Origin of the sequence: Streptomyces mashuensis, assembly GCF_014654785.1 — a bacterium.
Classification (GTDB): domain Bacteria; phylum Actinomycetota; class Actinomycetes; order Streptomycetales; family Streptomycetaceae; genus Streptomyces; species Streptomyces mashuensis.
In genome coordinates, this window is sequence record NZ_BNBD01000001.1 from 1 (window position 1) to 17,709 (window position 17,709).

Annotated in this window: 10 protein-coding genes and 1 tRNA gene; 10 read left to right on the forward strand and 1 reads right to left on the reverse strand. The window is 71.8% G+C overall.

The window, feature by feature from the left end; genetic code table 11:
• Nucleotides 1–171: 171 nt before the first annotated feature.
• Nucleotides 172–879, forward strand: coding sequence for a DegT/DnrJ/EryC1/StrS family aminotransferase (locus tag IE305_RS00005; RefSeq protein WP_190127232.1), 708 nt, complete (start codon nt 172–174; stop codon nt 877–879).
• A gap of 51 nt (nt 880–930) precedes the next feature.
• Nucleotides 931–1,003 (forward strand) — tRNA-Thr (locus tag IE305_RS00010).
• Nucleotides 1,004–1,062: 59 nt separating this feature from the next.
• On the opposite strand, the gene IE305_RS00015 is transcribed toward IE305_RS00010, so the two are convergent.
• Nucleotides 1,063–3,699, reverse strand: a complete 2,637-nt coding sequence (locus IE305_RS00015; RefSeq protein WP_190127233.1) for a SpoIIE family protein phosphatase — start codon at nt 3,697–3,699, stop codon at nt 1,063–1,065.
• Between the two features lie 254 nt (nt 3,700–3,953).
• Here IE305_RS00015 and IE305_RS00020 point away from each other — a divergent pair, with 254 nt between their 5' ends.
• The 8 genes from IE305_RS00020 to IE305_RS00055 all read left to right on the forward strand — a co-directional run bounded on the left by IE305_RS00020 (nt 3,954) and on the right by IE305_RS00055 (nt 17,665).
• A complete protein-coding gene (locus tag IE305_RS00020; RefSeq protein ID WP_190127234.1) occupies nt 3,954–9,458 on the forward strand; it encodes a hybrid sensor histidine kinase/response regulator in 5,505 nt (1,834 codons plus the stop codon).
• A 282-nt stretch (nt 9,459–9,740) separates the two neighbouring features.
• Nucleotides 9,741–10,430 (forward strand): response regulator, encoded by a 690-nt coding sequence (locus IE305_RS00025; RefSeq protein ID WP_190127235.1) that lies wholly within the window; start codon nt 9,741–9,743, stop codon nt 10,428–10,430.
• A gap of 108 nt (nt 10,431–10,538) precedes the next feature.
• Nucleotides 10,539–13,310 (forward strand): DNA translocase FtsK, encoded by a 2,772-nt coding sequence (locus IE305_RS00030; protein WP_190127236.1) that lies wholly within the window; start codon nt 10,539–10,541, stop codon nt 13,308–13,310.
• A 198-nt stretch (nt 13,311–13,508) separates the two neighbouring features.
• Nucleotides 13,509–14,330, forward strand: a complete 822-nt coding sequence (locus tag IE305_RS00035; protein ID WP_190127237.1) for a helix-turn-helix domain-containing protein — start codon at nt 13,509–13,511, stop codon at nt 14,328–14,330.
• A 153-nt stretch (nt 14,331–14,483) separates the two neighbouring features.
• Nucleotides 14,484–16,004 carry a 30S ribosomal protein S12 methylthiotransferase RimO gene (rimO, locus tag IE305_RS00040; protein WP_190127238.1) on the forward strand — a complete coding sequence of 507 codons (1,521 nt, stop codon included), beginning with the start codon at nt 14,484–14,486 and terminating at the stop codon, nt 16,002–16,004.
• Entirely contained in the window at nt 16,001–16,627 is a 627-nt protein-coding gene (gene pgsA / locus IE305_RS00045) for a CDP-diacylglycerol--glycerol-3-phosphate 3-phosphatidyltransferase (protein ID WP_190127239.1), read from the forward strand. The genes rimO and pgsA overlap by 4 nt, the downstream gene beginning before the upstream one ends.
• Nucleotides 16,624–17,172, forward strand: coding sequence for a CinA family protein (locus IE305_RS00050; protein ID WP_373311479.1), 549 nt, complete (start codon nt 16,624–16,626; stop codon nt 17,170–17,172). Before pgsA ends, IE305_RS00050 begins: the two co-directional genes overlap by 4 nt.
• 109 nt (nt 17,173–17,281) lie before the next feature.
• Nucleotides 17,282–17,665 (forward strand): helix-turn-helix domain-containing protein, encoded by a 384-nt coding sequence (locus tag IE305_RS00055; protein ID WP_086566431.1) that lies wholly within the window; start codon nt 17,282–17,284, stop codon nt 17,663–17,665.
• The last annotated feature ends 44 nt before the right edge of the window (nt 17,666–17,709 follow it).

Sequence of the window (17,709 nt, forward strand, 5' to 3'; positions counted from 1 at the left end):
TTCAGCGCCGATGGTACTGCAGGGGGGACCCTGTGGGAGAGTAGGACGCCGCCGAACAATCATTCAAAGCTCGGGTGTCTGAACTACGGTTCAGACACCCGAGCTTTTTTGTTTGCATGCGCCGCCGTGGGCTGTCATCCCTCGTTAACGTGTCGCGGGAAGTCTCCCCGCATGGCCACGGAAGACCAGGACGGTCGCGCCCTCACTGCCAGGCTCACCGCCGCGGGCATCGGCGCCGGTGACGAAGTCGTCGTCCCCTCCTTCGCCCCCGCCGAACCGGCCCTGGCGGTCCAACGCGCCGGCGCCCGGCCCGTGTTCGCCGACATCGACCCCGGCACCTTCTGTATCGACCCCGCCGCCGCGGCCGAGGCGATCACGTCCCGTACGGCCGCCGTTGTCGCTGTCGCGCTCTTCGGTCACCCCGCCGACCTCGAAGGTCTCGGAGCGCTGGCCGGCCGGCACGGGCTTCTCCTCCTCGGTCAACCGGACCCCGCCGACCTAGGCCCTCGCCCCGGCCACCGTCACCACGCCGCCTATCTCAACACCCACCTCACCGGTGTGATCACGCCCACTCCGGCGCCCGGTACGGTGCACTGCTACAGCTCGTACGTCGTGCGCGTCCCCGGCAACGGCCGTCCCGACCGGGACGTGTTCGCCCGCGCGCTCCGCGCCCGGGGCGTGCGGGCCCACGTGCCCGTACCCACACCCGTTCATCGACTTCCCCCGTTCCAGCGGGAGTTGTGGCTGCCCGAGGCCGAGCGGGCCGCGGCGGAATGTCTTGCGCTGCCGCTGCACGAGGCACAGTCACGGCGTGAACTCCAGCGGCTCGTCGCCGCGTGCAATGCCCTTGGCGGAGCCCTTCCCGCGGCGGCCGCCTAGCCGGCGGTCACAGACACGTCCGAACATCGGGTATGCTTTATCTCGTTGCCGGCCCCAATAGCTCAGTCGGCAGAGCGTCTCCATGGTAAGGAGAAGGTCAACGGTTCGATTCCGTTTTGGGGCTCAAGAAAAGGGTGAGGCCCCCGCCGATCGGCGGGGGCCTCACCTTTTTGCGTTGCCCGTTCACGGGTGCTCGGGCAGCTGCTCGGGCACTCGCATGGCCAGAATGGCCATGTCGTCCGAGGGCGGCTCCATGGCGAAGCGTTCGACCGCGCGGAGGATGCGCGCCGCCACCGCGCCCGCCGTGAGGCCGGTGCAGGTGGTGAGGACCTCGGTGAGGCCGTCGTCGCCGAGCATGCGCGTGCCCTCGCGGCGCTCCGTGACGCCGTCCGTCACGCACAGGAGGACGTCGCCCGGGTCGAGGGTGACCGTCTGCTCGTACAGCTCCAGGTCGTCCATGACGCCCAGCAGCGGCTGCGGTTCGGCGGCCGGCTCGACCGTGCCGTCCTGGCGCAGGCGCAGCGGCAGCGGGTGGCCGGCGCAGACCACCTTGAGTTCGGCGCTGCCGTCGGGCTGGGGGCGCAGCTCGCCGTAGAGGAGGGTGAGGAAGCGGCTGCGGGCGCCCTCGTCGAGGATGGCGGCGTTGAGGCGCTGGAGGACGGCCGGGCCGTCGAAGCCCTCGCGGGCCAGGAGGCGCAGGGCGTGCCGGGCCAGGCCGGTGACGGCTGCGGCTTCGGGTCCGGTGCCGCAGACGTCGCCGATGGCGAAGCCGTAGGCGCCGTCGCGGATGGGGAAGAGGTCGTAGAAGTCGCCGCCGACCTCGTTGCCCTCGCCGGCGGCGCGGTAGATGACGTCGACCTCCATGCCGGGGACGTCGGGCAGGCCGGGTGGGAGGAGGCTGCGCTGGAGGCTCTGGCTGATGGCGGTGCGCTCGCTGTAGAGGCGGGCGTTGTCCAGGGCGAGGGCGGCGCGGCGGGAGAGGTCCTCGGCGAGTTCGAGGATCTCCTGGCGGAAGTGGTCGTCGGTGGGTTTGCCGAGGGTGAGCATGCCGATGACGCGGTTGCGGGCGACGAGGGGCAGGACGACGGTCTCGCCGCCGACGGCCGCGGCGGTGGCGAAGGAGGTGCTGGGGCCGTTGAGCAGGTGGGCGTTGTCGTTGAGGCCGACGGTGCGCAGGGAGGTGCGCAGGGCGGCGGAGTGGGCGGCTTCGGCGGGGGCGGTCCAGACGCGGGCGCCGGGGGTGGGTACGGGGTCGGGCGGCGCGACCCTGGAGAGCAGGGCCTTGAGGCCGTCGATGCGGTCCTCGTCCTCGTGCAGCACGTAGGAGAGCTCGGGTTCGGAGGACTGGTCGGCGATGGTGTAGACGGCGCACCAGGTGGCGAGCGTGGGGACCGTCATCTGGGCCATGAGGGCGAGGGTCTGGTCGCGGTCGAGGGTGCCGGCGAGGAGGTCGGAGGCCTCGACGAGGAAGGAGAGGGAGCCGCGGCGGAGTCGTTCGAGCTCGCCGAGGCGGGCGGACTCGACGGCGAGGGCGATGCGGTCGGCGGCGAACTGGAGGCGCAGGGCCTCTTCGTTGCCGTAGCGTCCGGGGGCCTCGGCGGCGACGCCGAGGGAGCCGGTGAGGCGGCCCTCGACCTTGAGGGGGACGGTGACGACGGAGCGCATGCCGGTGTCGTTGAGGAGGGGGACGGCGCCGGGGACGGCGCTGAGGTCGTCGTGGACGGCGGGCATGCGGGCGGAGCCGTAGCGGCCGGTGCCGGCCTCGACGGGGACGCGGGCGAAGCGCTGGCGGGCGGAGGGCAGGCCGGTGGAGGCGCGGACCTCGAGCTCGGTCTCGTCGTCGGTGGCGAGGAGCAGGTAGGCGGCGTCGCCGTCGAGCATGTCGCGGGCGCGTTCGACGGTGCGCTGGAGGAGGCCGTCGAGGTCGTCGGGGGCGGGGGAGCCGATGAAGACCTCGAAGGGGTCGGTGGCGGTGCCGCGCTCGCTGCCGGTGTCGCCGCTGCTGTTGCGGGTGGGGCTCTGCAGGACGGCGCGTTCGTCGTCGCGGACGAGCAGGCAGACGGTGGAGGGGGCGCCGGTGGTGTCGCGGACGCGGAGGTGCGAGGCGTAGACGGGGATGACGCGGCCGTCGGCGCCTCTTATGCCGTAGGAGCCCTCCCAGCGGGACAGGCGCAGGGCGTCGGCGATGCCGGTGGAGGTGCCGGGGGTGTGCGGCCAGGCGGCGAGGTCGGCGAGGGGTTTGCCGGTGATCTGGTCGGCGGTGAAGCCGAAGAGGGCGTGGGCGTCGTCGTTCCACGCGGTGATGCAGCCGGTGCGGTCGATCTGGACGACGGCGACGCGGACCCGGGCGTCGGCGACGGGCAGGGCCTCGGCGGGCAGCGCGGGGCCGGCGGAGCGGGTGCCGGCGGGGCGGTCGGGCAGGTCGAGGTGGAACCAGACCGTTTTCTGCGTGGCGCTGTACTCGACGCCCCAGCGGGAGGCGAGGGCGGCGCAGAGCAGCAGGCCGCGGCCGCCTTCGCGGTCGATGCCGGCGGTGCGTGCGCCGGGGTTGTGCACGGGGAGCTCGCGCTCCGGGTAGCGGTCGGAGACCTCGATGCGGACGCCGCTGTCGGTGCGCGCGCACAGGACGTCGGCGTGGGTGCCGGCGTGGACGACGGCGTTGGTGACGAGCTCGCTGGTGAGCACGACGGCGTCGTCGATGACGTCGGGGAAGCCCCAGCCCTGGAGGGCGTCCCGGACGAAGGCCCGTGCGGCGGCGACCGAGCGTCCGACCGGCTCGAAAGTGGCGGCAGCCCGCGCGGTGATCACAGCACTCCTCATTGGCCTCTCATTGCTCCCCCGAGTCTGTGCCCATTTCCGGTGACGTCGATTCGTCCGCCAGGCTAAACCGTCCGCGCAGGTGGTGGGCGACCCTGTGGACAAAGGCGGGGGGCCGCGGGGTGTGCGGGCCGGGCCGGTGCGACCGCATGGTTACGCTCCGACTGGCAACAGCTTCCGTGCTCCGGAAGTGAAACACTGGGAAAGCTCGAAGCGGAAGCCCGAGAGGCGACGATCGACCCTGCGGGAGGGACACGGTGGAGTCTGGCGCAGCGGCGCGAGGCGCAAGCACGCGCGCGAAGGGCGGACGGTCCCGGCCCCAAGGGACGACGGAGGTGGACTCCGCTGCCCTGAGCCGGCTGCTGTCCGCCCTGGAGGCGATGCGGGACGGGAACTTCCGCAGGCGGCTGACGGTGTCCGGGGACGGCGTGATGGCCGAGATCGCCGCTGTGTTCAACGAGGTCGCCGACCGCAACCTGCAGCTCACGGGTGAGCTGGCGCGGGTGCGGCGGGTGGTGGGCCGGGAGGGCCGGCTGACCGAGCGGCTGGAGGTCGGCGCGTGCGAGGGCGCGTGGGCGACGGCGATCGACGCCGCCAACGCGCTGGTGGACGACCTGGTGCGGCCGGTGTCCGAGGTGGGGCGGGTGCTGTCGGCGGTGGCCGACGGCGACCTGGAGCAGCGCATGGACCTGCGGTCGCAGGGGCCGGAGGGGGCGGCGCACCCGCTGCGGGGCGAGTTCCTGAAGGTGGGGCGGACGGTCAACGGGCTGGTCGACCAGTTGTCGGCGTTCACCGACGAGGTGACGCGGGTGGCGAGCGAGGTCGGCACCGAGGGCAAGCTGGGCGGTCAGGCCCGGGTGCGCGGTATGTCGGGTTCGTGGAAGGACCTGACGGACTCCGTCAACACCATGGCGTCGCGGCTCACCGCCCAGGTGCGTGACATCGCGCTCGTGACGACGGCCGTCGCCAAGGGCGACCTGTCGCGGAAGGTCACGGTGCACGTGGCCGGCGAGATGCTGGAACTGAAGAACACCGTCAACACGATGGTGGACCAGCTGTCCTCGTTCGCGTCCGAGGTGACGCGGGTGGCCCGTGAGGTGGGCACCGAGGGCAAGCTGGGCGGTCAGGCGCAGGTGCCGGGCGTGGCCGGGGTCTGGATGGACCTGACCGACTCGGTGAACCTGATGGCGGGCAACCTGACGGCACAGGTGCGCGGCATCGCCCAGGTGACGACGGCGGTGGCCAATGGCGACCTGTCGCAGAAGGTCACGGTGAGCGCGCGCGGCGAGGTGGCGCAGCTCGCGGAGACCATCAATCAGATGACGGAGACGCTGCGGACGTTCGCCGACGAGGTGACGCGTGTGGCCAACGAGGTCGCCTCCGAGGGGCGGCTGGGCGGTCAGGCGCAGGTGCCGGGTGCGGCGGGGACGTGGAAGGACCTCACCGACTCGGTGAACACGGCGTTCCGCAACCTCACCGCGCAGGTGCGGGACATCGCGCAGGTGACGACGGCCGTCGCCAACGGTGACCTGTCGCAGAAGGTGACGGTGGACGTCTCCGGCGAGATGCTGGAGCTGAAGAACACCGTCAACGGGATGGTGGACCAGCTCCAGTCCTTCGGTGCCGAAGTGACGCGGGTGGCGCGCGAGATCGGCGTCGAGGGCGAGCTCGGCGGTCAGGCGCAGGTGCCGGGTGCGGCGGGCACGTGGAAGGACCTCACCGACTCGGTGAACACCGCGTTCCGCAACCTCACCGGCCAGGTCCGCAACATTGCGCAGGTGACGACGGCCGTCGCCAACGGTGACCTGTCGCAGAAGGTGACGGTCGACGTCTCCGGCGAGATGCTCCAGCTGAAGAACACCGTCAACACGATGGTGGACCAGCTGTCGGCCTTCGCCGACCAGGTCACGCGGATGGCGCGGGACGTGGGCACGGAGGGCCGCCTGGGCGGTCAGGCGCGCGTGCCGGGCGTGAGCGGCACGTGGAAGGAGCTGACCGACTCGGTCAACTTCATGGCGGGCAACCTCACCTCGCAGGTGCGGCAGATCGCCCAGGTGACGACGGCGGTGGCGCGTGGTGACCTGTCGCAGAAGATCGATGTGGACGCCCGGGGCGAGATCCTGGAGCTGAAGAACACGATCAACACGATGGTCGACCAGCTCTCGGCCTTCGCGGAGCAGGTGACGCGGGTGGCCCGCGAGGTGGGCACCGACGGCCGGCTCGGCGGTCAGGCGCAGGTGCCCGGCGTGGCGGGCGTGTGGCGGGACCTGACGGACTCGGTGAACGGCATGGCCGGGAACCTCACCGCCCAGGTCCGCAACATCGCCCAGGTGGCCACGGCGGTGGCGCGGGGTGACCTGTCGCAGAAGATCGATGTGGACGCCCGGGGCGAGATCCTGGAGCTGAAGAACACCCTCAACACCATGGTCGACCAGCTGTCGTCGTTCGCCGAGCAGGTGACGCGGGTCGCCCGTGAGGTGGGCACCGAGGGCATCCTGGGCGGCCAGGCCGAGGTGCAGGGCGTGTCGGGCACCTGGAAGGACCTGACGCAGTCCGTCAACTTCATGGCCAACAACCTGACGATGCAGGTCCGGAACATCGCGGAGGTCACCACGGCGGTCGCCAAGGGCGACCTGTCGAAGAAGATCACCGTCGACGCCAAGGGTGAGATCCTCGAACTGGTGACGACCGTGAACACCATGGTCGACCAGCTGTCGGACTTCGCCGAGCAGGTCACCAACGTCGCCCGCGAGGTGGGCACGGAGGGCCGGCTCGGCGGCCAGGCCCGGGTGCGCGACGTCACGGGCATCTGGAAGGACCTGAGCGACAACGTCAACCTGATGGCCAACAACCTGACCACCCAGGTGCGCAACATCTCCCAGGTGGCGGGCGCGGTGGCCAACGGCGACCTGACGAAGAAGGTGACGGTGGAGGCGCGCGGCGAGGTCGCGCAGCTGGCCGACACCGTCAACACGATGGTGACGACACTGTCGTCGTTCGCCGACGAGGTCACGCGTGTGGCCCGCGAGGTGGGCACCGACGGCATCCTCGGCGGCCAGGCGCGCGTACCCGGCGTGAGCGGCACCTGGAAGGACCTCACGGAGTCCGTCAACTCGATGGCCTCCAACCTCACCGGCCAGGTCCGCAACATCGCCATGGTGACGACCGCCATCGCGCAGGGCGACCTCACCAAGAAGATCGACATCGATGCGCGGGGTGAGATCCTCCAGCTGAAGACGACCATCAACACGATGGTCGACCAGCTGTCCTCGTTCGCCGACCAGGTGACCCGGGTGGCCCGTGAGGTGGGCACCGAGGGCATCCTGGGCGGCCAGGCGCGGGTCCGCGACGTGGACGGCACCTGGCGCGACCTGACGGAGTCGGTCAACGAGATGGCCGGCAACCTGACCCGTCAGGTGCGGGCCATCGCCGAGGTGGCCACCGCGGTGACCCGGGGCGACCTCAACCTGAAGATCGAGGTGGACGCGGCCGGCGAGATCCTGGAGCTCCAGGACAACATCAACACGATGATCGCCAACCTGCGCGAGACCACGCTCGCCAACAAGGAGCAGGACTGGCTCAAGGGCAACCTCGCCCGCATCTCCGGCCTGATGCAGGGCCGCCGCGACCTGGAGGACGTCGCCCAGCTCATCATGAGCGAGCTGACGCCGGTGGTCTCGGCGCAGCACGGCGCGTTCTTCCTGGCGATGCCCACCGGGCCGCAGGAGGGCGGCGAGCCCATGGACCCGGACGACTACGAGCTGCGGATGCTGGGCTCGTACGGCTACTCCAGCGGCTCGATGCCCACGTCCTTCCGGCCGGGCGAGTCGCTCATCGGGACGGCGGCCAAGGAGAAGCGCACCATCCTGGTGGAGAACGCCCCGCCCGGTTACCTGAAGATCTCCTCCGGCCTGGGCGAGGCGCCGCCGGCCCACGTCATCGTGTTGCCGGTGCTCTTCGAGGGGCAGGTCCTCGGCGTCATCGAGCTGGCCTCGTTCCAGCCGTTCACGCAGATCCAGAAGGACTTCCTCAGCCAGATCGCCGAGATGATCGGCACGAGCGTCAACACCATCAGCGTCAACACCAAGACCGAGGTGCTGCTCATGCAGTCGCAGGAGCTCACCGAGCAACTGCGCGAGCGGTCGGCGGAATTGGAGAACCGGCAGAAGGCGCTGGAGATCTCCAACGCCGAGCTGGAGGAGAAGTCGGAGCGACTGGCGCGCCAGAACCGCGACATCGAGGTGAAGAACACCGAGATCGAGGAGGCGCGGCAGGTGCTGGAGGAGCGCGCCGAGCAGCTCGCGGTCTCCATGCGCTACAAGTCGGAGTTCCTGGCGAACATGTCGCACGAGCTGCGCACGCCGCTGAACTCGCTGCTCATCCTCGCCAAGCTGCTGGCCGACAACCCCGAGGGCAACCTGTCGCCGAAGCAGGTGGAGTTCGCCGAGACCATCCACGGTGCCGGCTCCGACCTGTTGCAGCTGATCAACGACATCCTCGACCTGTCGAAGGTCGAGGCGGGCAAGATGGACGTCAGCCCGACCCGCATCGCCCTGGTGCAGCTGGTCGACTACGTGGAGGCCACCTTCCGGCCGCTGACGGCGGAGAAGGGCCTGGACTTCTCGGTGCGGGTCTCGCCCGAGCTGCCGGCCACCCTCCACACCGACGAGCAGCGGCTGCTCCAGGTGCTGCGCAACCTGCTGTCGAACGCGGTGAAGTTCACCGACACGGGCGCCGTCGAGCTCGTCATCCGGCCGGCCGGCACGGACGTGCCCGACAACATCCGCGAGCAGCTGCTGGAGGCGGGCGCGCTGCGCGACGCGGACGCCGAGATGATCGCCTTCTCGGTGACCGACACGGGCATCGGCATCGCCGCGAGCAAGATGCGGGTCATCTTCGAGGCGTTCAAGCAGGCGGACGGCACCACGAGCCGCAAGTACGGCGGTACGGGCCTGGGCCTGTCCATCAGCCGGGAGATCGCCCGGCTGCTGGGCGGCGAGATCCACGCCGCGAGCGAGCCGGGCCGCGGCTCGACCTTCACGCTGTACCTGCCGCTCAACCCCGGCGAACTGCCGCCGCAGGGCTACGGGCCGGCGACCGAGGACGGCGAGGGGCCGGCGCACGAGGCGGACGGCGGGCAGCTCGGCATGCCGGAGGGCGCGCAGGGGCAGCCCGCGCGCCAGGCGGCGGGCATGTCGCTGCGCCGCCGGCGGGCCGCGCAGGCGGCGGGCCGGACGGCGGCGCTGGCGGCGGCCGAGGCGGCGTCGCTCGTCGCCCGTGCGCCCGAGGCCGGCACGGCCGAGCCGTACGGACCGGCGGAGGTGCCCATGGAGGTGCCCGGCGGCGGCTTCGGGGGCGGCTTCGGCGGCGGGTTCGACGGGGGCTTCCACGGCGAGAAGGTGCTCATCGTCGACGACGACATCCGCAATGTGTTCGCCCTCACCAGCGTGCTGGAGCAGCACGGCCTGTCGGTGCTCTACGCGGAGAACGGCCGGGAGGGCATCGAGGTCCTGGAGCAGCACGACGACGTCGCGGTGGTGCTGATGGACATCATGATGCCGGAGATGGACGGCTACGCGACCACCGCGGCGATCCGCCGGATGCCGCAGTTCGCGGGGCTGCCCATCATCGCGCTGACGGCGAAGGCGATGAAGGGCGACCGGGAGAAGAGCATCGAGGCGGGCGCGTCGGACTACGTCACCAAGCCGGTGGACACCGACCACCTGCTGACGGTGATGCAGCAGTGGATGCGGACCCCGTGAGGCGGGTACGGAACGGTCGTCACCGTTTGACGACGTACTGTGGGGATCGGTGCCGACAGGTGTGGGAGCGCGGGCACCGGGGAACCTTCTGGTCCCCTGCCGCGTTCCCGCTACGTGCACAGTGACATCGCGGTGACAGGGTGTGGTGACAGGCGGGGTGCGGCTACCATGACCGGCACAAGGACGGGCGGCGCAAGGGAGTCGTCCCCGGGGGCGGCGCCCGGCGCCTCCCCGAGCTCTTCGAGCAGGGGAGGCCCCATGCCGGGGCGAGGAGGACGGGCCATGGTGCAGAAGGCCAAGATCCTCCTGGTCGATGACCGGCCGGAAAATCTGCTGGCGCTGGAGGCCATCCTCTCGGCGCTCGATCAGACACTGGTGCGGGCATCGTCAGGGGAGGAAGCGCTCAAGGCGCTGCTGACGGACGACTTCGCGGTCATCCTGCTGGACGTGCAGATGCCCGGAATGGACGGGTTCGAGACCGCGGCGCACATCAAGCGGCGGGAGCGGACCCGGGACATCCCCATCATCTTCCTCACCGCGATCAACCACGGCCCGCACCACACCTTCCGGGGCTACGCCGCGGGTGCGGTGGACTACATCTCCAAGCCCTTCGACCCGTGGGTACTGCGCGCCAAGGTGTCGGTCTTCGTCGACCTGTACATGAAGAACTGCCAGCTCCGCGAGCAGGCCGCCCTGTTGCGCCTGCAGCTGGAGAGCGGCTCGTCCGGGCGGGCCGGCGCGGTGGAGCCCCAGGAGTCGGCCGGGCTGCTGGCCGAGCTCTCGGCCCGGCTGGCCGCCGTCGAGGAGCAGGCCGAGGCGCTGTCCAAGCAGCTGGACGAGTCCGCCGACGCCGCCGCCGTGGCCACCGCCGCCCATCTGGAGCGCAAGCTCACGGGGCTGCGGCGCGCGCTGGACGCCCTGGAGCCGGGCACCGGCAGCAGCACCGCCGGCTCCCTGCCCTCCCAGGGCTGACCGGCCCTGACGTCACGTCAGCGGCCGTGCCGGGACCCGTGGCGACACGAACGGGTGAACGCCTGACCCCGCGTGTACCGCACGACGGACACCGGTAACCTCGGCATCATGGCCTCACGTACGTCCGGCAAGGGTTCCCAGAGCACGGCGGGCAACTCCACGCAGCGCGCCGGACGCTCGGGGAGCACGGCCCGCAAGGCGCCCGCGAAGTCCGCCGCGAAGGCGCCCGCCAAGAAGTCCCCCGCCCGGCCCGCCGGCCGTCCCCCCGTCCGCAGGGCGCCCGCCAAGAAGGCGGCCCCGCCGCCGCGCCCCGGCGCGGCCCGGCGCATCGGGCGGGGCCTCGCCCACGGCGCCGGCGCGCTGGTCCGCGGCGTCGGCCGCGGCGCCCGGGGGCTGGACCCCGCGCACCGCAAGGACGGGCTGGCCCTGCTGCTGCTCGGCCTGGCCCTCGTCGTCGCCGCCGGCACCTGGTCCAGCCTGCACGGCCCGGTCGGCGACCTCATAAGGCTGCTCGTCACGGGCGCCTTCGGCCGGCTCGACCTGGTCGTGCCCATACTGCTGGCCGTCATCGCCGTCCGGCTCTTCCGCCACCCCGAGCGGCCCGAGGCCAACGGACGGATCGTCATCGGCCTGTCCGCGCTGGTGGTCGGCGTCCTCGGCCAGGTGCACGTGGCCTGCGGCTCGCCCGGCCGCGGCGACGGCTCGCAGGCCCTCCAGGACGCCGGCGGCCTCATCGGCTGGGCCGCCTCCAAGCCCCTCGTCTACACGGTCGGCGAGATCCTGGCGGTCCCGCTGCTCGCCCTGCTGACCGTCTTCGGCCTGCTGGTGGTCACCGCCACGCCCGTCAACGCCATCCCGCGCCGCCTGCGCGAGCTCGGCATCCGGCTCGGCGTCGTCGAGCCGCGCCCCGGCGAGTACGTCCCCGGCGCCGGCCACGACGAGGCGGACGACTACGACGCGGAGTGGCGGGACGCCGCGCCCGCCCGGCGCCGGCCCCGGCGCACGGCGGCCGAGGCCGGCGACCCCGCCGCGGCGGAGGAGGAGGCGCTGGAGCGCCGCCGCGCCCCGCGCCGCAAGGCCGTCCCGGCGGCCGACCGGGAGATGGACGCGGTGGACGCCGCCGCGGCCGCCGCCGTCTCGGTGGACGGCGCGCTGGTCCACGGCATCCCGCCCACCCCCGTCGTCGCCGGCCTCAGCAGCGGCATCTCCACCGACACGGGGCGTGCCGCGGGCCGCCGGGGCGCCGCCCCCGCCGCGGACGAGCCCGGCCCCGGCGCGGACGGGCCGGCCGCCGCCACGAGTCGTACGTCCGTTCGGGAAACCGGTGTCGTGCCGGACCTGACCAAGCCCGCGCCCGAGCCGGACGGCGGGCTGCCCGCACGGGCCGAGCAGCTCCGGCTCGCCGGCGACATCACGTACGCGCTGCCCTCCCTGGACCTCCTGGAGCGCGGCGGGCCGGGCAAGGCGCGCAGCGCGGCCAACGACGCCATAGTGGCGGCGCTGACCACCGTCTTCGCCGAGTTCAAGGTGGACGCGGCGGTCACCGGCTTCACCCGCGGCCCGACGGTCACCCGGTACGAGGTCGAGCTCGGCCCCGCCGTGAAGGTCGAGCGGATCACCGCCCTCACCAAGAACATCGCCTACGCCGTGGCCAGCCCCGACGTGCGCATCATCAGCCCCATCCCCGGCAAGTCCGCCGTCGGCATCGAGATCCCCAACACCGACCGCGAGATGGTCAACCTGGGCGACGTCCTGCGCCTGGCGGCGGCCGCGGGCGACGACCATCCCATGCTCGTCGGCCTGGGCAAGGACGTCGAGGGCGGCTACGTCTCGCACAACCTCACGAAGATGCCGCACGTCCTGGTGGCCGGTGCCACCGGCGCCGGCAAGTCGTCCTGCATCAACTGCCTCATCACCTCGGTGATGATGCGGGCGACCCCGGAGGACGTGCGGATGGTCCTCGTCGACCCCAAGCGTGTCGAGCTGACCGCCTACGAGGGCATCCCGCACCTGATCACCCCGATCATCACCAACCCCAAGCGGGCCGCCGAGGCCCTCCAGTGGGTGGTGCGCGAGATGGACCTGCGCTACGACGATCTGGCCGCCTACGGCTTCCGGCACATCGACGACTTCAACGCCGCCGTACGCGCCGGCCGTGTCTCGCCGCCGCCCGGCAGCGAGCGGGAGCTGTCGCCCTACCCCTACCTGCTGGTCATCGTGGACGAGCTGGCGGACCTGATGATGGTCGCCCCGCGCGACGTCGAGGACTCCATCGTCCGTATCACCCAGCTCGCCCGTGCCGCCGGCATCCACCTGGTGCTGGCCACCCAGCGCCCGTCGGTCGACGTCGTCACCGGCCTGATCAAGGCGAACGTGCCGTCCCGGCTGGCGTTCGCCACGTCCTCGCTGGCCGACAGCCGCGTCATCCTCGACCAGGCGGGCGCCGAGAAGCTCATCGGCAAGGGCGACAGCCTCTTCCTGCCGATGGGCGCGAGCAAGCCGGTCCGGATGCAGGGCGCCTTCGTCACCGAGGCCGAGATCGCGGCCGTGGTGAAGCACTGCAAGGAGCAGATGGCGCCCGTCTTCCGCGAGGACGTCACCGTCGGGTCGGCCCAGAAGAAGGAGATCGACGAGGAGATCGGCGACGACCTGGACCTGCTGTGCCAGGCGGCCGAACTGGTGGTCACCACACAATTCGGTTCCACGTCGATGCTCCAGCGGAAATTGCGTGTGGGATTCGCGAAGGCGGGCAGACTCATGGACCTGATGGAGTCGCGCAACATCGTGGGCCCCAGCGAGGGCTCCAAGGCGCGCGACGTGCTGGTGAAGCCCGAGGAGCTGGACGGGATCCTCGCGGTCATCAGGGGCGGGACCCCGTAGGCCGGCGGACACCCCCGGCCAGGCCGTTTCCCTCGGGCCCGGTCGCAGTTGAGCGAGGGGGGAGGGGCGATGTGGCATCGCCGTTACGCCAGAGCATTCTGATGGCCTACAAAGTCCGGCTTCCCGCTTGCCCGACCGTTTCGCATGCCCCCTAGACTGAATCTCCAGCAGGTGGCTGCACGCTCGAAAGGCGCCCACGTGTCCATCGGCAATTCACCAGAGGGCGACGACCGGCCGGACGACCGGCCCTCCGTCGGACGCTCCCTCCAGCAGGCCCGCATCCATGCCGGACTGACCGTGGACGAGGTCAGTTCCTCCACCCGCGTACGCATCCCGATCATCCACGCGATCGAACAGGACGACTTCAGCCGCTGCGGCGGCCGCGTCTACGCGCGGGGGCACATCCGCACCCTGGCGCGGGCCGTCGGCGTGGACGCCGAACCCCTGGTGGCGCAGTACGACGCCGAGCACGGCGGCCGCCCCGTGCCCACCCCGGCCGCCCCCATGTTCGAGGCGGAGCGGATCCGCCCCGAGCCCCGGCGGCCCAACTGGACGGCGGCCATGGTGGCCGCCATCGTCGCCGTCGTCGGCTTCGTGGGCTTCACCCTCTTCAACGGCGGCGCCAAGGGCGGCCCCGAGGCGGCCGACCCCGCCACCGTCAAGCCCTCGGTCGCACCGAGCGCGAAGAAGAAGGCCCAGGAGAAGCCCACCGACCCCAAGGCCGAGGCGTCCGCCAGCGCCATCGCCGGCGTCCCCGCCAACAAGGTCACCGTGAAGCTGACCGCCGAGAACGGCCAGACCTGGATGTCGGCGAAGGACGGCAACGGCAAGATCCTCGACGAGGGCGTGCTGGAGCGGGGCGCCTCCCGCACCTTCACGGACAACAAGCGCATCGACCTCGTCCTGGGCAACGCCGGGGCCGTGCAACTGTTCGTCAACGGCAAAGAGGTCAAGAACGTCGGCGCCGACGGGCAGGTCCAGCGTCTGACGTACACCCGCGGCGACCCCTCGAACGGCTGACCGGCGGGCCGGGAGGAAACGGGCGGGGACCCGGACGGACACACGGGCGGGAACGGGCAGGGAACGCGCGGAGCGCCACCGTGATGTGGCTCTCCGCGCCCGTCCGGGCACTCGGCAGCGGATGCGGTGCCGGGACAAAGTAGGCTGAGCCCTATGCCCGAACGCCGTACCGTCGCTCTTGTCACACTTGGCTGCGCCCGTAACGAGGTGGACTCGGAGGAGCTGGCAGGCCGCTTGGCGGCGGATGGCTGGGACCTCGTCGAGGACGCCGCCGACGCCGATGTGGCCGTCGTGAACACCTGTGGCTTCGTCGAGGCCGCCAAGAAGGACTCCGTCGACGCCCTCCTGGAGGCGAACGACCTCAAGGAGCACGGCCGCACCCAGGCCGTCGTGGCCGTGGGCTGCATGGCCGAGCGGTACGGCAAGGAGCTCGCCGACGCGCTGCCCGAGGCGGACGGCGTGCTCGGCTTCGACGACTACGCCGACATCTCCGACCGGCTCCAGACCATCCTCTCCGGCGGCGTCCACGCCTCCCACACCCCCCGCGACCGGCGCAAGCTGCTGCCGATCAGCCCCGCCGAGCGCCAGCAGGCCTCCGGCGCCTCCGCCGTCGCCCTCCCCGGGCACGCCCAGGAGGCGCAGGAGCCCCAGGAGGCCCCGGCCGACCTGCCCGACGGCCTGGCCCCCGCCTCCGGCCCGCGCGCCCCGCTGCGCCGCCGGCTCGGCACCAGCCCCGTCGCCTCGGTCAAGCTCGCCTCCGGCTGCGACCGGCGCTGCTCCTTCTGCGCCATCCCCTCCTTCCGCGGCTCCTTCATCTCCCGCCGCCCCTCCGACGTGCTGTCGGAGACGCGCTGGCTGGCGGAGCAGGGCGTGAAGGAGATCATGCTGGTCTCCGAGAACAACACCTCCTACGGCAAGGACCTCGGCGACATCCGGCTGCTGGAGACGCTGCTGCCGGAGCTGGCCGCCGTGGACGGCCTCGAGCGCATCCGCGTCAGCTACCTCCAGCCGGCCGAGATGCGGCCCGGCCTGATCGACGTGCTGACCTCCACGGAGAAGGTCGCCCCCTACTTCGACCTCTCCTTCCAGCACTCGGCGCCCGGTGTGCTGCGCGCCATGCGCCGCTTCGGCGACACCGACCGCTTCCTGGACCTGCTGGCCACCATCCGTGACAAGGCCCCGCAGGCCGGCGTCCGCTCCAACTTCATCGTCGGCTTCCCCGGCGAGACCGAGGCCGACCTCGCCGAGCTGGAGCGCTTCCTCACCGGCGCCCGCCTGGACGCCATCGGCGTCTTCGGCTACTCCGACGAGGAGGGCACCGAGGCCGCCACGTACGACACCAAGCTGGACCCCGAGGTCGTCGCCGAGCGCCTGGCGCACATCTCCAGACTGGCCGAGGAGCTCACCGCCCAGCGCGCCGAGGACCGTGTCGGTGAGACCATCGAAGTACTCGTCGACCGTGTGGACGACGAGGACGGAGTGATCGGCCGCGCGGCCCACCAGGCCCCCGAGACCGACGGCCAGGTCACCCTCGCCATGGACCCGGAGCTCGCCGCCCCGGGCCGGATGGTGGTGGCCCGGGTCGTGGCCGCCGAGGGCGTGGACCTCGTGGCGGAGCCGCTGGAGCCCGTCGGCGGGCTCACGGGCGGGTGTACCGAGGAGGCGGCCAGATGAGCGGACTCCCGGCCTCGGCCGCGAGGGGCCCGGCCCCGGCCGGCGGCGTACGGCAGGCCGGGCTGTGGAACATCGCCAACATCCTCACGATGGTGCGACTGGTCCTCGTGCCGGGGTTCGTCGTGCTGATGCTGCACAACGGCGGCTACGACCCGGCCTGGCGCGCGTTCGCCTGGGCCGCCTTCGCCGTCGCCATGATCACCGACCTGTTCGACGGCCACCTGGCCCGGGCGTACAACCTGGTCACGGACTTCGGCAAGATCGCCGACCCCATCGCCGACAAGGCGATCATGGGCGCCGCGCTGATCTGCCTCTCCTACCTGGCGCTCCTGCCCTGGTGGGTCACCGGCGTCATCCTGCTCCGCGAGATCGGCATCACGCTGATGCGGTTCTGGGTCATCCGGCACGGTGTGATCCCGGCCAGCCGCGGCGGCAAGATGAAGACGCTCTTCCAGGGTGTGGGCGTGGGGATGTACATCCTGGTGCTCGACGGACCTTTGGCCACACTGCGCTTCTGGGTGATGGCGGTGGCCGTCGTGTTGACGGTCGTCACCGGCCTGGACTACGTCCGGCAGGCCCTCGTGCTGCGCCGGGCCGGGCGTGCCCGGGAGAACGCGTCGTGACCGGCCCGGACCTGCCGGATCCCGGGGGTACGGCCGGGCGGCTGCTGGACGCGCTCGTGGAGCGCGGGCAGACCGTGGCCGCCGCCGAGTCGCTGACCGGCGGCCTGGTCGCCGCCTGGCTGACCGCCGCCCCCGGCGCCTCGCGCTCGGTGCGCGGCTCGGTCACCGCGTACGCCACCGACGTCAAGCGGGACGTCCTGGGCGTGGACGGCGCGCTGCTCGACGAGCGCGGCGCCGTCGACGGCGAGGTGGCCCGGCAGATGGCGGCCGGCGTACGGACCGTGCTCGGCGCCGACTGGGGCCTGGCCACCACCGGTGTGGCGGGCCCGGAGCCGCAGGACGGCAAGGACGTCGGCACGGTCTTCGTGGCGGTCGCCGGGCCGGACGGCGCCGGTTCCGTCCGGGAACTGTCTTTGCGGGGCGGCCGGGCGGGTATCCGGAGCGAAAGCGCACAAGCGGTCCTCGCGCTGCTCCTCGGAGAACTCACCGGGGGACGCGTGGGGAACGCGGGGGCAAAGGATACGGAACACCACGGGGGGAATTGATGTTTGCAGCCCTGAGTGAACACGACATAGCTCCCCGCACGGCCGCACCCCGAGGCGGTACGGTGGGGCGTGAAGGAACCGGATTCGCGGTCCAAGGAGGGAGCCACCGATGATTCTGCTCCGTCGCCTGCTGGGTGACGTGCTGCGTCGGCAGCGCCAACGCCAGGGCCGCACTCTGCGCGAGGTCTCCTCGTCCGCCCGGGTCTCGCTCGGATACCTCTCCGAGGTCGAGCGCGGGCAGAAAGAGGCGTCCTCCGAGCTTCTCTCCGCGATCTGCGATGCACTCGACGTACGGATGTCCGAGGTCATGCGCGAGGTGAGCGACGAGCTGTCGCTGGCCGAGCTGGCGCAGTCGGCGGCGGCGAGCGAGCCGGTACCCGCGCCGATGCGGCCGATGTTCAATTCGGTGTCCGTCACCTCCGTGACGGGCGTTCCGGGGGAGCGCGTGACCATCAAGGCCCCCGCGGAGGCCGTGGACGTCGTCGCCGCCTGATCGTCCGGATCGAGCGGGCCACGACCCCGAGGCTTCCTGTTTCA